The organism is Nocardia sp. CY15 (genome assembly GCF_009829295.1).
GTDB classification, from domain to species: domain Bacteria; phylum Actinomycetota; class Actinomycetes; order Mycobacteriales; family Mycobacteriaceae; genus Nocardia; species Nocardia sputi.
On record NZ_VUOT01000012.1, the window covers coordinates 189964 to 204174 of the forward strand.

Here is a 14211-nt window from a genome sequence, read left to right on the forward strand (position 1 = left end):
GAGATCGAGGCGTTGTGCCAGAAGGACTGAAAACCCTCACCCGCTACACCATCGAGCAGGAACACCGGCATCCCGGATCATCCGGTGAGTTCTCCGCTTTGGTGAACGTGATCGCGACCGCGACGAAGATCATCGCCAATCAGGTCACCCGGGGTGCGATCGCCGGTTCGCTCGGCGCGGTGATCGATCCCGCCTTGCTCTCACCCGGCAATCCAGATAATTCGCCACCGACCGTGCACCGCGAGCTGGACGCGATCACCAACGACATCATGGTCGCCGAAACCCAGTGGACCGGGCATCTTTCGGCGCTGCTGTCCGAACAGATCAGCGAGATCCATCCGGTGCCCGACGCCCATCGGCGGGGGAAGTACCTGCTGGCGTTCGATCCCCTGGACGGTTCGTCGAACATCGACGTGAACCTGCCGGTGGGCACGATCTTCAGCGTGCTGCGCGCGCCGGCGCGTAGCAAGGATGGCCAGAAGCCCCCGGCGGCCGGATTCGACCTGACCGTGCGGCGCGGCACGGTGCACGGCCTGCTCGGGCCTAACGGCGCGGGCAAGACCACCGCGGTGCGCATTCTCTCGACGCTGATCCGGCTGGACGGCGGCCGCGCCGAAGTGGCCGGTCTGGATGTCGCTCGCGATCCGCGCGAGGTGCGCGCCCGCATCGGGCTGACCGGCCAGTACGCGGCCGTAGACGAAGTGCTCACCGGACGCCAGAACCTGGAGATGTTCGGCAGGTTGTTCCATCTCGGTGGCCGGCGCGCCGAACAGCGGGCCACCGAACTGCTGGAGCGCTTCGACCTGACCGAGGCCGGTGACCGAGGCGTCGGCAAGTACAGCGGCGGCATGCGCCGCAGGCTCGATCTGGCGGCCTCGATGATCCTGGCGCCGGACGTGCTGTTCCTCGACGAGCCCACGACCGGACTCGACCCGCGCAGTCGCGGCGAGGTCTGGGCGTCGGTGCGCGCGTTGGTCGCCGATGGCACCACGGTCCTGCTGACGACGCAGTATCTGGAGGAGGCGGACAAGCTCGCCTCCCGCATCACCGTCATCGATCAGGGACGCGCCATCGCCGACGACACCCCGGACGGGTTGAAGAGCACCGTGGGCGGAGACCGGATCGAGGTCGTTGCCGCGGACGTCGCCGACCTGCCCGCGGTCGCCAAAGTGGTGGCCCGGGTGTGCGACGGCGAGCCGGACATCGACGACGTCGAACGGCGGGTCTCGGCGGCGGTCACCGATCGTGTCGCCGCGCTCACCGAGGTCGCGCGCACCCTGCAGGACGAAGGCGTCGACGTGGAGGACATCGGTCTGCGCAGACCGAGCCTCGACGACGTCTTCCTGCAGTTGACCGGACACCGCACCACCGCAGAGGAGGCGGCCTGATGGGCACCACGGACCTCACCCCGAGCCGCTCGCGTTCTCGCGCGTACTGGGCGATCTCCGACTGCTGGAATATGGTGCGCCGCGGCCTGACCCATTATCAGCGCCAGCCGATCAACATCGCCTGGCAACTCGGCTTCCCGATTCTGTCGGTCCTGCTGTACGGCTACGTGTTCGGCAGCGCGATGAGCGTGCCCGGCGGCGGTGACTATCGCAGCTTCCTGATGCCGGGCATGTTCGCGATGACGATGGCGTTCGGCTTCGTCAACACCGCGACGGTGGTCGTCTACGACGTGACCAACGGCGTGATCGATCGTTTCCGCTCGATGCCGATGGCCTCCTCGGCGGTGGTGTCCGGTCGGGGGGTGACCGATCTGATCGTGGCGTGCGCCGAGTTGACCATCCTGATGTCGACCGCCCTGCTCATCGGCTGGCGGCCCGACGGCGGCGTACTGCGCGGCGTCGCGGCGTTCGGTTTGCTGCTGTTGCTGCGGTTCGCGTTGATCTGGGTGGGTGTATGGCTCGGGTTGCTGGTGCCGAACCCGGAGGCCGCGGGCGGATTGTTCGCGGTCGCCTTCCCGCTCACCATGATCTCCAGCATCTTCGTCGCGCCTCAGTTGATGCCGGACTGGCTGGGCGTCATCGCGGCCTGGAATCCGATTTCCTCCACGGTGGCGGCGACTCGCGAGCTGTTCGGTACGCCGGTCGGCAGCGGCGATTCCTGGGTGGAACAGCACTCCTTGCTGATGGCAGTGGTGTGGCCGCTGATCATCACCGCGATCTTCCTGCCGCTCGCGGTGCGGCGATTCCAGCGCCTGAGCCGCTGAGTCTTACCATCCGCCCGTCGTCTCCGTTCAGCCGAGCACGCGGCGGGTCTGGCGTGCCGAGGCGAGCAGCACGCCGCCGCGGTCCCAGATCGAGGTGTCGTCCACCGACCAGCCGCCGCCGGTCGACGCGTTCACCGTGCGTACCAGTACCGGCAGGCTGCCGGTGGGTTCGGCGTGCAGATGCATCGACAGCGTCACGGTGGGGATCGCGACGGGTGCGCGCAAGGTGGGAAAGACGGCGGGCGGCAACGCGTCGGCGAGGATGGCCAGCGCCGCCGCGTCCGCGGGCACGTCGGGGACGAGTGCGATCCAGGCGCACATCATCCGTTCGTCCGCATCGCTCAGCGGCAGCGGTCCGGCGGCGGGGCGGATGTCGAAGTGGGCTCCCACCGGCACGATTTCGGGTGGGAGGGCGAACGGCGCACAAGATTCGGGATTGGGCACCGCCGGTGCGGGCGTGCCCGTATAACCCTCGATGCCCGTCTCCACAGTGCGGCCCAGCGTGATCGCCGCCGCGGCGATCGGGGTGCCGTCCTGCTCGGCGCGTACCTCGAGCGCGACGGTGCTGCGGCCGACTGCGTGCTCGGTCGCGCGGAAGGCCAGCACACCTTCTGTGGGGCGGCCCAGGAAACGGAGATCCAGGGCGCGCACCGGAAGGGGTTCGGCGGCCGCCGCACGTGCCACCTCGATCAGCAGGGCCGCGATCACGCCGCCGTGCGGCCCGGTCCAACCGCGCCAGGACCGGCCGACCCGCGCCTGCCACCCGTCGGCAGCGGTCCCGGAAAGCGCGAACTCCTCGGCGAGAGTCCGGGTAGTGAGTTGCTTCATGCAACGCACGATAGGTCAGTGGGTTCTGTGAAGCAACTGACTATGCTGACGGATATGCGCAGGACGAGCTTCGGGGACATGAACTGCTCGCTGGCCCAGTGCCTCGAGGTGGTCGGGGAGTGGTGGACGCTGCTGATCGTGCGTGACGCCCTGTTCGGGGTGACGCGCTTCGACGACTTCCGCGCCCGCCTCGGTATCGCCCGCAATGTGCTCACCCAGCGTCTCGAGCACCTGGTCGAGCACGGCGTGCTGACCAGGGAGCCCTATCAGGACAATCCGGTTCGCTACGACTACCGGTTGACCGCGAAAGGCCGCTCGCTGTGGCTGGTCGTCACCGCGATGCGTCAGTGGGGCGACGAATGGGCCGCCCCGGACGGCCCTCCGGTGCAGACGAGGCACGCCATGTGCGGGAACCTCGCGACCGTCGAGCCGGTGTGCTCGGAGTGCGGCGAGCGCATCGCCCCGCGTGACCTCCGTTCGGTTCTCGGCCCCGGCGCCAAGGATCCTTCCCTGCTGCCGTCCGGCTGAGGCGAGAGCGACGCCCGCTCCGCCTCGGGCGCCGTGTCGCGTTAGGCTGCGGCGGTGGCGGACGGGCAAGGGCGGCAGCTGATCGACACGGTGGCATGGGTGCGCATCGAGGACGGACGGATCCTCTGCGCCAGACCGCGCGGCAAGGACGTCTTCTACATCCCGGGCGGCAAGCGCGAAGGCGGCGAGACCGATCTGCAGACCCTGCTGCGCGAGATCGAGGAGGAACTCACCGTGGCCCTGCTGCCGGAGACCGCCGCGCACGTCGGCACCTACGAGGCGCTGCACGGCCCAGCCGACGCGGTGGTGGTCCGGATGAGTTGCTACACCGCGGATTACCGTGGAACGCTCGTCGCGAGCAGTGAGATCGAAGAGGTCGCGTGGTTCGGCTACGCCGACCGCGCACTCGTTCCCCCGGTCGACCAGTTGTTGTTCGACGATCTGGTGCACGCGGGCCTGCTGCGGTGAATCGCGGGCCGAACAGCGCTACCGTCGGCGGTATGTCGTGGATTCGGACACTCCTGCGTTATGCCGCGTACGCGCTGCGGGCACTGCCGCTGGCGGTGCGGCGGATCCCGACCCGGCTGCGCGTGCCGCGACGGATGCTCGGCGAATCGGTTCTGCCGCATAAATTCTCCGCCACCCGGTCGGTGACGCATTCGGTGCTCAGCGGCGCGGTCGGCCTGCTGGCCCTGTTTCTGGCGTTCCTGGCGGGCATCGCCGCGTTCCGGGGGATCTGCTATCCGCTCGTGGCCGGCGACGATCTCGAAAGTTCCTGGGGCGGCCCCACCTTGGCGGGCGCATGGGCAACGCACGCGGCGCTCGGGATCGGCCTGCTGCCGATCTGGCTGCTGATCCTGGCCGGGCTCGGCGCGTTCCAATTACGGCTCACCCGCGGTTTGCTCGGCCGGAACGGGCCGTGGTGGCCGGCTCCGGTCGCGGTAGCGCTGGCCGCGAGCGGCGCGCTGCTGTTCCTGGCCTGGTTGCGGCAGGTCTGAGGACGCAGCGCCGCCGTGGCGGCAGCCCACCGCGAGCGGACGCGCCGCGGAGCCGGAGTGCGCTCAGGCGGTGGCGTGAGCGCGCTGTGCCCGCTGGATCAGATGCTCGACGAGGGTGAGCAACACGTCTTTGCATGATCCGCGGTCGCGGGCGTCGCAGAGCATGACGGGAGTGACCGAGTCGAGGTCGAGGGCGTCGCGTACCTCATCGATGGTGTAGCGCGGCGCGCCGTCGAAGCAGTTGACGCCCACCATGAACGGCAGCCTGCGCCGCTCGAAGAAGTCCACGGCCGCGAAGGAGTTGCCCAGCCTGCGGGTATCGGCGAGAACGACGGCGCCGAGCGCGCCGCGCGCCAGTTCGTCCCACAGGAACCAGAACCGGTCCTGGCCGGGCGTGCCGAACAGGTAGAGCACCAGGTCGCGGTCGATGGTGAGTCTGCCGAAGTCGAGCGCGACCGTGGTTGTGGTCTTCTGCTCGACACCCGACAGATCGTCGATGCCGGTGCTCACCTCGGTGATCAGTTCCTCGGTGCGCAGGGGCGCGACCTCGCTGATCGCCGAGACCATGGTGGTCTTGCCGACGCCGAACCCGCCGGCGACGAGGATCTTGACCGACGCGGCCAGCTGCGGTGTACCGCTCGGGTCAAAGTTTTCGGATTCCATCCAGTACCGCTCGCAATATGTTGAGGTCATCGGGTCCGGCCTCCGTCGGAACGGGAGCGCGGAAGATCAATTGCCCATCGCCGATCAGATCACCGACGAGGATCTTCGTCACCGCCAGCGGCAAATGCAACTGGGCGGAGAGTTCGGCGACGGTCTGCGAAACACGGCACAGCCGAACAATATCGGTGTACTCGGGTTCGGTGCGTCGCAGTGCGGTCGCGGAGGGGTCCGCGACCACGGTGGTGAGCATATCCAGTTCGGGTCCATCGAAGCTGGTACGCCCGCGCGTGAGCGCGTACGGACGCACCAGCGGGCCGGCCGCTTCATCGAACCAGGGCTCACGCGGGCGGGTCATGGCCGGTTCTGCTCGACGTGTCCGACGAGGTCTTGGCGGGCAGTGGTGGACAGGTAGCTGCCGACGCGCTGGACGGTCAGGTTCATCTCGTAGGCCACCATGCCGAGATTGGCGGACTCGGCGGCTTGCAGTGCCAGGCAGGCGTTGTCGCCCGCTGAGGTCACGAACAGCACCGCGCGGTCGAGTTCGATGACCGCCTGGCGGACGCCGCCACCGTCGAATCGGTTGCCCGCGCTGCGCGCCAGCCCGTAGAGCGCGGAGGACATCGCACCGAAGTGTTCGGCGTCCTCCCGGCTCATTCCGCTGGAGCGGCCGAGTAGTAGCCCGTCGGTGGACAGCACCACCGCGTGGCGCACGCCGGCCAGCCGATCGACGAGATCGTCGAGCAGCCAATTCAGATCACCTGCGGGAGAAGCGGACACCCCTAGCCTTCCTGTTCGTCGGGGATGGTGGCGCGACGGCCCTGCCTGGTCCCGTTCTCGATGGCGGACATCAGATCGCGGGCTTGTTCGGCGGAGCGTGCGGGCTGCGCGGAGACGGCTTGCTCCGGAGCCGAATGCGCCAGTTGCGGTGCGAGATTGGTCTGTCGGTTGCGCCGGGGCAGCGCCGGGCGGCCGTCCGGACCCGGCTGCGGCGGCGCCTCGGTGTACGGCCGGGGTGCGTAACGCGGAGGCGCGGCGGATTCGACCGCGAGCGTCGCGACCGGGGACGCGGCGGTCTGCGTGGAGTCGCTCGCCTCCGCCGCTACGACGGGCCCGGCGATGAGTCTGCGGCGGCTGCCGGGATCGGTGAGTTCCGCCGGTGTCTGCGGCGCGCCCGATTCGCCCGCGACGAGCGCGGACGGAATGAGCACGATGGCTTTGATGCCGCCGTAGTCGGACTCCGACAGCCGCACCGAGATGCCGTGGCGCGTGGCCAGCTGGGCGACGACGAACAGGCCCAGCCGCGAATCGGCCGACAGCGCCGCCACGCCGAAATCCGGTGGCTCGCGCAGCATCTCGTTCATCTTGGACAGCTCGGCCTCGGACATGCCCATGCCCTGGTCGCCGATCTCGACCACGACGCCTTTGCCGACCACGTTGCCGGTCACCTCGACACGCGACTGCGGCGGCGAGAAGGAGGTCGCGTTGTCCACCAGTTCGGCGAGCAGATGGATCAGGTCGGCGACCACCGTGCCGAGGACGTGGACTTCGGGCAGCCTGGCCACCCGCACCCGGGCGTAGTCGAGGGTCTCGCCGACGGCGCTGCGCACCAGATCTACCAGCGGGACGGGATTGCGCCACTGCCTGCCCGGCTTGCCTCCGCCGAGAATGGTGAGGTTCTCGGCGTTGCGCCGCTCTCGGGTGGCGAGGTGGTCGAGCCGGAACAGGGTGTCGAGCAGGACCGGGTCTTCCTGGCGCTGCTCGGCTTCGTCGAGGATTTCCAGCTGCCGGTGCACCACGATCTGGCTGCGGTGCGCGATGTTCAGGAACACCGCTTTCACGCCCTCGCGGGTGCGGGCTTCGGCCACCGCCGCGGCGACGGCCACGGAGTGCGCGTGCTGGAACGCCTTGGCCACCTGGCCGATCTCGTCGCTACCGTAGTTCAGGTTCGGTGATTCGGCGGCGGGATCGACGACTTCGCCGTCGCGCAGCCTGCGCAGCATGTCGGGCAGCCGCTCGTCGGCCAGCGCCAGCGTTTCGCCCCGCAGCCGCTTCAACCGGCGGATGACGCGGTTGGCCAGGACAACCGCGACGACGAGCACCAGAATGCCGACCAGGAGCATGCCGCCACCCGTGACGGCGGAGCGGGTCGCCGCGGCGGCGGCTTTGTCTTCGGCGGCCTTCTGCACGTCCCGGTTGTACACCGACCAGGCATCGAGCATCCCGCGGCTGACCTCGGCGGCGGCACGACGCCATTCGTCGATGCTCAACGGCAGCGCGGGCAAGGTCGGTTGCCGTGTGCTCGCATTCGGATTCGCCGAGGCGGGCGACGATGTGGTCGCCGCGACGACGCGCTGGACGATGGCGTTCTCCATCGCGGTGAGCTTTTGCCAGGCTGTGCCGGTGGTCAGCGCCTGCAGGCGAGCTTTGATCGGCCCGTCCAGTTCGGCAATGAGCGTGGCGATTTCGGTGTGGTAGAAGCCGGTCTGCCGGGTGTACTCATCGATCGGGATCGGCGGGGGAGCCGCGCCGTTGACGTAGACCGCACCGAGGGCGTCGCTGCGCGCCATGGCCTCGTTCGCGTAGAACAAGCGGACGCCGGCCACGGTGCCCACGGCGATGTCGCTGTCCGGAGCGGTCTGCACCGTGGACTTGGTGCCCGCGGGGATCGGGTCGAGCAGCCGGTTGTAGAACATGTACGCGTCCGGGATCGGCAGTGCGCCCGCGTCGGCGGCGGCGCGCACCGTGGTCAGGCTCTGCGTCAGCATAACGAGGTCGGCGTCTTCCTCGGTGATCTTCGACGCGTCGACGTCGCGCAGGTCGGCGGAGGCCGCGAGCAGGCGCCGCACCGCCGCGTCCACGCGCACGCGAGCGGTGCCGAGCGCGGCCGCGAGGGTGTCGTCGCCGGATAGCTGGGCGAGGGTGAGGTGGCGTTCCTGCTGGACCGCGTCCATGACCTCACTGGTCACCGGGATGGCGTTCTGGCTCTCCGCGGCCCAGTCCTTGGCTTTGGTTCCTTCGGCTACCAGGTAGCCCGCGGCGCCCAGACCGGCCAACAGCAGAGTCAGACTCGGTATGAGCGCGATAGCCAGAATCCGGGTGCGGACCCCGAGCCTCGCTCTGAACATCGGCATAACGTAAACCACGAACCCGGCCATCCGGACAGCCGGTCCCGGTGAGTGGGACTCGATTTGACTCGAGTGAACGAACTGTGAACTGCCGATGACCATCGGTGGACCCGGCGCGCGAACCATGAGGTATTCGACGCGGCGGCGGCCACGGACGGCCCTGGTACGCATTGCGTGCAGCGGGTTCATTGCGAGCGATAAGGGGCGTAGATTGTGTGTATCTCGAAGTTACTCACAAGTAGGAGGCAACGATGCCCGCGCCGGAAGCCGATGTATTCGACCGCCTCAGCGCGCTGGCCGCGATCGCGGCGCCCGCGGACCGGCAGAGCAGGACGATCGCCGAGACGTTCACCGGGAATCCGCTGGGTACCGTGCCGGTGGGCACCGCGGACGACGTCGCGGCGGCCTTCGACAAGGCGCGCGCCGCGCAGGAACACTGGGCCGCCCGGCCGGTGGCCGAGCGCGCCGCGGTGCTGAATCGTTACCGCGCGCTGGTGGTGGAGCACCGCGAGTTCCTGATGGACGTGGTGCAGGCCGAGACCGGCAAGGCGCGCTGGGCGGCCCAGGAAGAAATCATGGGCCTGATGTTCGCGGCCCGCTACTTCGCCGAGATCGCCCCCGGACTGTTGGGCGGACATCGGGTTCCGGGCGCTTTTCCCGTGCTCAACCGCGCCTCGGTCCGGTATCAGCCCAAAGGCGTGGTCGGTGTCATCGCTCCGTGGAACTACCCGCTGCTGTTGTCGATCGGCGATTCCATCCCCGCGCTGCTGGCGGGCAATGCCGTGGTGGTCAAGCCCGACAGCCAGACCCCGTTCTCGACGCTGGCCGGCGCGGAGTTGCTGTACCGGGCGGGCCTGCCGCGTGAGCTGCTCGCGGTGGTCCCCGGCCCCGGCGGCGTGGTCGGCACCGCCATAGTGGAGGCGTGTGACTACCTGATGTTCACCGGTTCCTCGGCGACCGGGCGCACCCTGGCCGAACAGTGCGGCCGCAGGCTGATCGGATTCTCCGCCGAACTCGGCGGCAAGAACCCGATGATCGTCACCGCGGGCGCCGATCTGGACGCCGCCGCCAAGGCGGCCGTGCGCGCCTGCTTCTCCAATGCCGGGCAACTGTGCATCTCGATCGAGCGACTGTATGTCGAGCGTCAGGTCGCCGCGGCGTTCACCGCGAAATTCGTCGCCGCCGTCGACGCCGCGAAACTCGGTGCCGCCTACGACTATTCGGCCGATATCGGCAGCCTCATCTCCGAAGCGCAACTGGAGACGGTGTCCAAGCATGTCGCGGACGCCACCTCGAAGGGAGCACAGGTGCTGACCGGCGGCAAGGCCCGCCCGGATCTGGGGCCGCTGTTCTTCGAGCCGACCGTGTTGAGCGAGGTGACCGACGAGATGGAATGCGGTCGCAACGAAACCTTCGGCCCGCTGGTGTCTATCTACCCCGTCGACAGCGTCGAGGAGGCCGTGCGCCTGGCCAACGACACCGACTACGGCTTGAATGCCTCGGTCTGGGCGGCGAGCAAGTCCGACGGCGAGCGGATCGCGGCGCGGTTGCACGCGGGCACGGTCTGTGTGGACGAGGGGTACGCGCCCGCCTGGGGCACCACCGCGGCCCCGATGGGCGGCATGGGCATCTCCGGTGTGGGGCGCCGCCACGGACCGGACGGCCTGCTCAAGTTCACCGAACCGCAGTCGATCGTGGTCACCCGGTTCATGAATCTGGACGCGCCCAAGCTGTTCCCGAAGGACAAGTGGCAGCCGTTCCTGATGAGCGTCGCCCGCAGCCTGCGCTTCCTGCCCGGACGCTGACGCGCGAGGCCCGCCCGGGTGGTCGTGCCCACCCGGGCGGACGATCCGCCGGTTCACTCGTGCAGGGTCACGCCAACCGGTCGGCTCCGGTGCGCGGCGGCCCCCCGGCCGCCAGCGCCGCTGCTTCTTCGTCGGTGAGCAGCCGCGATCTGATGACGAAACGCGAATCCTCGAGAGCATCCGAAGCGCTGCCGCCGGGGCCCTCGGCCACGTCCACGGTCAGGTGGGTGTGCTTCCAGTGCTCGTATTGCTCCGCGCTGATCCACAATTCGGTGTGCCAGGGCAGGGTTCCCAGGAGGACGTCCGCGCGGTCGATCCGGGATTCCCGGATGGGCAGGCACCTGGGCGTGCCGCTGTCGAGGCGCCCGCCGGACTGGTGGAGCAGGACCGCCCCGTGCTGGTCGATCATGCGTCGTAGGACCGCCCTGGCGCGCTCGGTGATGTCCACCCGGCGCGTTCGGTGCGGTATCGCCGCGCGGTTCGGCCGACGTGGATGACGTGGCCGGAGTGCGTCGGGTAGTCGGCGGTGCCGGAGACCCGCCCCCGGTCTGGTGTAGCTCATGGTTCCTCGCAGATATCTCGGACCGGGTCCACTATCGTCCGCCGAGGTTGGTGCGAGGTTGGTGGGAAAACCTCAGTCGCGCAACGCCGTATGGAGACGGGCCGCGACCACCGCCCGACGGACGTCGTCAGCAGGCAGCAAGCGCAACGCGTGCTCGTGGACCGCGATATCGCGCGGCGCGCGTTCGCCGAACGCCACCGCGTGCTCGGCTCGGTCGCCTGCGAGCACGGCGGTCCGCACACCGACGTCGAGGTGATCGCGCCACTGCAGCACGCCGGGCGCCTCGGACCCGGGCAGCAATGGCCCGCGATACAGCCACACCGCGGAGGTGGTGTCGCCCGCTGTGACGGCGGCGAGCAGGTCGACGGCGTCGCAAGATACCGGCCCCGTCAGAACGTAATGGCGATTGGTGATCTTGCCGCCGATCGCGCGGCGCAGATGCGAGACGTCCGCCTTGAGCGTGCTGGCGGACACGCCGCGATCGCCGTACAGCGCGGCATGCAACTGCTCCGGTGTGAAGCCGTCCGGCTGCAGCGCCAGCAGTGCGAGGATCTCCAGTTGCCGGGGCGGCAGGGGTACCGGCACGGCATCGCGCAGCAGACGTGCCGCACCGAGACATTCCAGCCGGATTCCCGGTGCCGGTGCGGGCATGGCGGTGCGCAACATCGTCTCCACCGCCGTCACCAGCGCGCGGACCGAGGTGAGCACCGCGGGATGGGAGCGGTCCCAGGAACTGGACAGGTCCAACGCCCCGACCAGTCTGCCGTCGGGTCCGTGGATCGGCGCGGAATAGCAGACCCAGCCGTGTAGGGCGGCGACCAGATGCTCGGCGGAGAACACCGCGGCGGGGCGGTCGGTGTGCAACGCCAGGGCCACACCGTTGGTACCCATGTGGCTTTCGTCCCAGCATCCGCCGGGCGCGAGGTTGACCTGCTCCGCCTGCCTGCGCAGCGTTCGGTCGCCGCAGGACCACAGGACGGTGCCCGCGTGGTCGGTGACCACGGCCAGGTAACCGGAGTCCTCGGTGACGGCGCGCAGTTCACCCGCCAGCGCCGTGACCGGTTCACGTAGTGGGGAGGCGGCCCAACGGTCGCCGATGTCGTCGACGCCGGGCGCGATCGTGGTCGCGGGATCGACGGTGTGCAACGACCGCCGCCAGGATTGTGCTACTTCGCTGCGCAGGACGGTGTTCCGGGACCTGGCGGTCGCCAGGGGAGTCGTCGCCCAACGCTCCCATTCTCTTTCCAGTTCGACCCGCTGCTGTGTGAGGGTGTGGGACTGCGCCACGTGGATGACCCATCGTCGTGTGAGCTCGTCTTCGCTTTCTCATTCTGGCGTACGCAGGACGAGGAGGCGAGTGACGCCGCGGTCACTTCCGGATGAAAAAGCCTGCGACGTCGGCATTCTTGATCGGGGTTTCGGCGTTGGCCTGCGCGCCGCAGAGCAGGTCGACCGACACCATCGTCGCGTCCACCACCGTTCCCGCCGGCTCGCGGTCGTCGCGGCTCTGTTCCTTGACGAACTTGGTGATCGTCGTGCGCTTGGTGTCCTGGTCCTGCTTGATGTACTCGTTGCACGGCGTGTCGCCGCCGCGGTTGAGGGCGCGTTCGATGTCGGTGCAGCCCGCGAGCGCCATGGCGACCATCGCGATCCCGAGGCCGGTCCGGCCGGTCCGTGACAGCGTGGTGTTCATGGGCTCCTCCTGAAGGTCCGCGCACGGCGATGCCCGCCGCGATCGGACTCCAGACTAGAGCCATCGCGGGCGAGTGTTCGCCGACCGGCGAACGCTAGGCCCGGAAGACGCAGAGCGGGACGTTCATCTCCGCCGGTGTGAGCGAACCGTGGTGGCCGACCAGCCGGGACTGCAATGGTTCGGCGCCGGTGCGGATGACGCCACGCCGCCCACCGGCGACCACGACCAGATCGCCGATGCGTTGAACGATCGCGGGATCGACCCTGGGGCCGAACCAGCCTCGGCCCACGGCTTCCTCCTTGCCGAGCACCTCGAAGTCCGTGCCGAGTGCGGCCCGCCAGGCCGCCGCGACGTCGGATTCGGCGCCGGGCACGGTGTAGACGTGGCGGGCGCGTGGCTCACCGCCCAGCGCGCGGACGCCCTCTTGCAACGCGGCGGTGGTGTCGAAATCGATGCGGTCGTCCAGCTCGACCATGCCGTGATCGGCGGTGACCAGCAGGGTCGCGCCGGAGGGCAGCTCGTCGGCGAGCGCGGTGGCGAGTCGGTCGGCGTTGGCGAGCTCGAGTTCCCAGGCGCGCGACGCGGGGCCGCGTACGTGTCCGGTCAGGTCCAGATCGCCGTGGTAGGTGTAGACCAGGGAACGCGACCCGGCGCGCAACGCCTCGCCCACCTCGGCGACGAGGTCACCGAAGGACAGCTGGGGGCGGAACTGGCAACCGCGCAGCACCGCCTTGGTCAGTCCCGACCCCGCCTGATCGCGCGGTGACACCTGGGTGACGGCGATGCCGTCGGCGGCGGCGCGCTCGAACACCGTTGTGCGAGGCTGGAATTCCTCTGGAACGAGTTCGTCGCGCAGATCGGATTTCGGCGCGCCGTGCAGCCGCCAGGACAGCGGGGTGAACAGCCGGTCGTAGCCGGGGATATGGAACAGATAGCCGACGATTCCGTGCTCGCCGGGCGGAACGCCCACGCCGAGCGAAGTGAGGCTGGTGGCCGTCGTGGTCGGGAAACCGGCCGTCAGCCCGACCGGCGCGAGACCGGTCAGGAACGGAGCGGCAGCGGGATTCGCCACCAGGTGCTCGTAGCCGAGCCCGTCCACCAACAGGACGCAGACCCGGTCGGCGTTCAGCCCGAGTCCGAGCCGGTCCTCCTCGCCGGGTACGCCGAGACCGGCGAGGACGGAGGGGAACAGATCGGCCAGGGAACCGGTACCGTAACGCGGCGCGACGAACACGAAGGTCAGGATGTCAACGTCGGCGGGTGCATGGCAAGGGTATTCAGGCCTGTCCGGTCTCGAAACGGGTCACCTTGCCGTCGCGCAGGACGAAACGCCACGTGGTCCGCATCGACCCCCAGCGTGAATTGGTATATTCGGCAACCAGTTCCGTGCCGTCGTCGCCGACGGACTCGATCCGCATGCGTGCGTTGCTGTCGAAGATCTCCGCTTCGGTCCACTGGGCGAGATCGCGCTCCACACCGTCGTCGGACATGGTGGCATCGTCGGTGAGAACGGCGTAGAAACGGTCCTGATCATTGGCGTTGAGCGCGTCGACGAACTCCTGCACCGTCGGATCCAGCTGCGCGGTCATCCGTGTGATCTCCTCGGATCGGTGTGAGAAGCAATCGGTGTGAGAAGCATCGGACAGCAAACGTCTGGCGTCCACTCTAGGTGTTCTGCCCAGGGAGGTTGGTCGAGGTTTTGTGACGACACGCTGTAGGTGATCGTTGAATGGCGAAGGTCTCCTGTCGTGGAGTGGGAGTTGCTGAGACAACCACTGCAACGAACAGGAGACCTTC

At 68.8% G+C, this 14211-nt stretch carries 16 protein-coding genes; 6 read left to right on the forward strand and 10 right to left on the reverse strand.

The features are described from left to right. The first annotated feature begins 14 nt into the window (after nucleotides 1-14). Together GVY39_RS16985 and GVY39_RS16990 are read left to right on the forward strand one after the other, a co-directional pair. The gene (locus GVY39_RS16985; RefSeq protein ID WP_159925237.1) at nucleotides 15-1388 is read left to right on the forward strand and encodes an ATP-binding cassette domain-containing protein; all 1374 of its coding nucleotides are present in this window, start codon (nucleotides 15-17) and stop codon (nucleotides 1386-1388) included. Continuing rightward, nucleotides 1388-2212: an ABC transporter permease gene (locus GVY39_RS16990; protein ID WP_159925235.1), complete on the forward strand. Its 825-nt coding sequence runs from the start codon at nucleotides 1388-1390 to the stop codon at nucleotides 2210-2212. Before GVY39_RS16985 ends, GVY39_RS16990 begins: the two co-directional genes overlap by 1 nt. Nucleotides 2213-2239: 27 nt before the next feature. On the opposite strand, the gene GVY39_RS16995 is transcribed toward GVY39_RS16990, so the two are convergent. Continuing rightward, complete coding sequence (locus GVY39_RS16995) at nucleotides 2240-3040, reverse strand: acyl-CoA thioesterase II (RefSeq protein WP_159925233.1); 801 nt, start codon at nucleotides 3038-3040, stop codon at nucleotides 2240-2242. A 54-nt stretch (nucleotides 3041-3094) separates the two neighbouring features. Here GVY39_RS16995 and GVY39_RS17000 point away from each other — a divergent pair, with 54 nt between their 5' ends. Genes GVY39_RS17000 through GVY39_RS17010 form a run of 3 tightly spaced genes read left to right on the forward strand, consistent with a single transcriptional unit; the run spans nucleotide 3095 to nucleotide 4566 of the window. Further along, complete coding sequence (locus GVY39_RS17000) at nucleotides 3095-3568, forward strand: helix-turn-helix domain-containing protein (RefSeq protein WP_159925231.1); 474 nt, start codon at nucleotides 3095-3097, stop codon at nucleotides 3566-3568. Nucleotides 3569-3622: 54 nt separating this feature from the next. After that, the gene (locus tag GVY39_RS17005) at nucleotides 3623-4036 is read left to right on the forward strand and encodes an NUDIX domain-containing protein (RefSeq protein WP_201295234.1); all 414 of its coding nucleotides are present in this window, start codon (nucleotides 3623-3625) and stop codon (nucleotides 4034-4036) included. A 32-nt stretch (nucleotides 4037-4068) separates the two neighbouring features. Continuing rightward, complete coding sequence (locus tag GVY39_RS17010; RefSeq protein ID WP_159925229.1) at nucleotides 4069-4566, forward strand: hypothetical protein; 498 nt, start codon at nucleotides 4069-4071, stop codon at nucleotides 4564-4566. 63 nt (nucleotides 4567-4629) lie between these two features. On the opposite strand, the gene GVY39_RS17015 is transcribed toward GVY39_RS17010, so the two are convergent. The 4 genes from GVY39_RS17015 to GVY39_RS17030 are packed head-to-tail and all read right to left on the reverse strand — an operon-like array spanning nucleotide 4630 to nucleotide 8354. Continuing rightward, entirely contained in the window at nucleotides 4630-5229 is a 600-nt protein-coding gene (locus GVY39_RS17015; protein WP_159925542.1) for an ATP/GTP-binding protein, read from the reverse strand. Continuing rightward, nucleotides 5210-5584, reverse strand: coding sequence for a DUF742 domain-containing protein (locus GVY39_RS17020; protein ID WP_159925227.1), 375 nt, complete (start codon nucleotides 5582-5584; stop codon nucleotides 5210-5212). The genes GVY39_RS17015 and GVY39_RS17020 overlap by 20 nt, the downstream gene beginning before the upstream one ends. Beyond that, a complete protein-coding gene (locus GVY39_RS17025) occupies nucleotides 5581-6006 on the reverse strand; it encodes a roadblock/LC7 domain-containing protein (protein ID WP_159925225.1) in 426 nt (141 codons plus the stop codon). The genes GVY39_RS17020 and GVY39_RS17025 overlap by 4 nt, the downstream gene beginning before the upstream one ends. A 2-nt stretch (nucleotides 6007-6008) precedes the next feature. Then, the gene (locus GVY39_RS17030; RefSeq protein ID WP_159925223.1) at nucleotides 6009-8354 is read right to left on the reverse strand and encodes a nitrate- and nitrite sensing domain-containing protein; all 2346 of its coding nucleotides are present in this window, start codon (nucleotides 8352-8354) and stop codon (nucleotides 6009-6011) included. Nucleotides 8355-8605: 251 nt separating this feature from the next. Between GVY39_RS17030 and GVY39_RS17035 the strand changes: the two genes are divergently transcribed. Further along, nucleotides 8606-10159, forward strand: coding sequence for a succinic semialdehyde dehydrogenase (locus GVY39_RS17035; RefSeq protein WP_159925221.1), 1554 nt, complete (start codon nucleotides 8606-8608; stop codon nucleotides 10157-10159). Nucleotides 10160-10226: 67 nt separating this feature from the next. Here the strand turns inward: GVY39_RS17035 and GVY39_RS17040 are convergent, their stop codons facing one another. From GVY39_RS17040 to GVY39_RS17060, 5 genes are all read right to left on the reverse strand, one after another. Beyond that, complete coding sequence (locus GVY39_RS17040; protein WP_236565483.1) at nucleotides 10227-10568, reverse strand: DUF779 domain-containing protein; 342 nt, start codon at nucleotides 10566-10568, stop codon at nucleotides 10227-10229. Nucleotides 10569-10793: 225 nt separating this feature from the next. Further along, nucleotides 10794-12008, reverse strand: coding sequence for a transcriptional regulator (locus GVY39_RS17045; protein ID WP_159925217.1), 1215 nt, complete (start codon nucleotides 12006-12008; stop codon nucleotides 10794-10796). A gap of 82 nt (nucleotides 12009-12090) precedes the next feature. Beyond that, the gene (locus GVY39_RS17050) at nucleotides 12091-12414 is read right to left on the reverse strand and encodes a hypothetical protein (protein ID WP_159925215.1); all 324 of its coding nucleotides are present in this window, start codon (nucleotides 12412-12414) and stop codon (nucleotides 12091-12093) included. A 94-nt stretch (nucleotides 12415-12508) separates the two neighbouring features. Beyond that, nucleotides 12509-13648, reverse strand: a complete 1140-nt coding sequence (locus GVY39_RS17055; protein ID WP_159925213.1) for an alkaline phosphatase family protein — start codon at nucleotides 13646-13648, stop codon at nucleotides 12509-12511. Between the two features lie 43 nt (nucleotides 13649-13691). Beyond that, on the reverse strand, nucleotides 13692-14003 hold the full coding sequence (locus tag GVY39_RS17060) for a nuclear transport factor 2 family protein (RefSeq protein WP_159925211.1): 312 nt from the start codon (nucleotides 14001-14003) through the stop codon (nucleotides 13692-13694). Nucleotides 14004-14211: the final 208 nt, after the last annotated feature.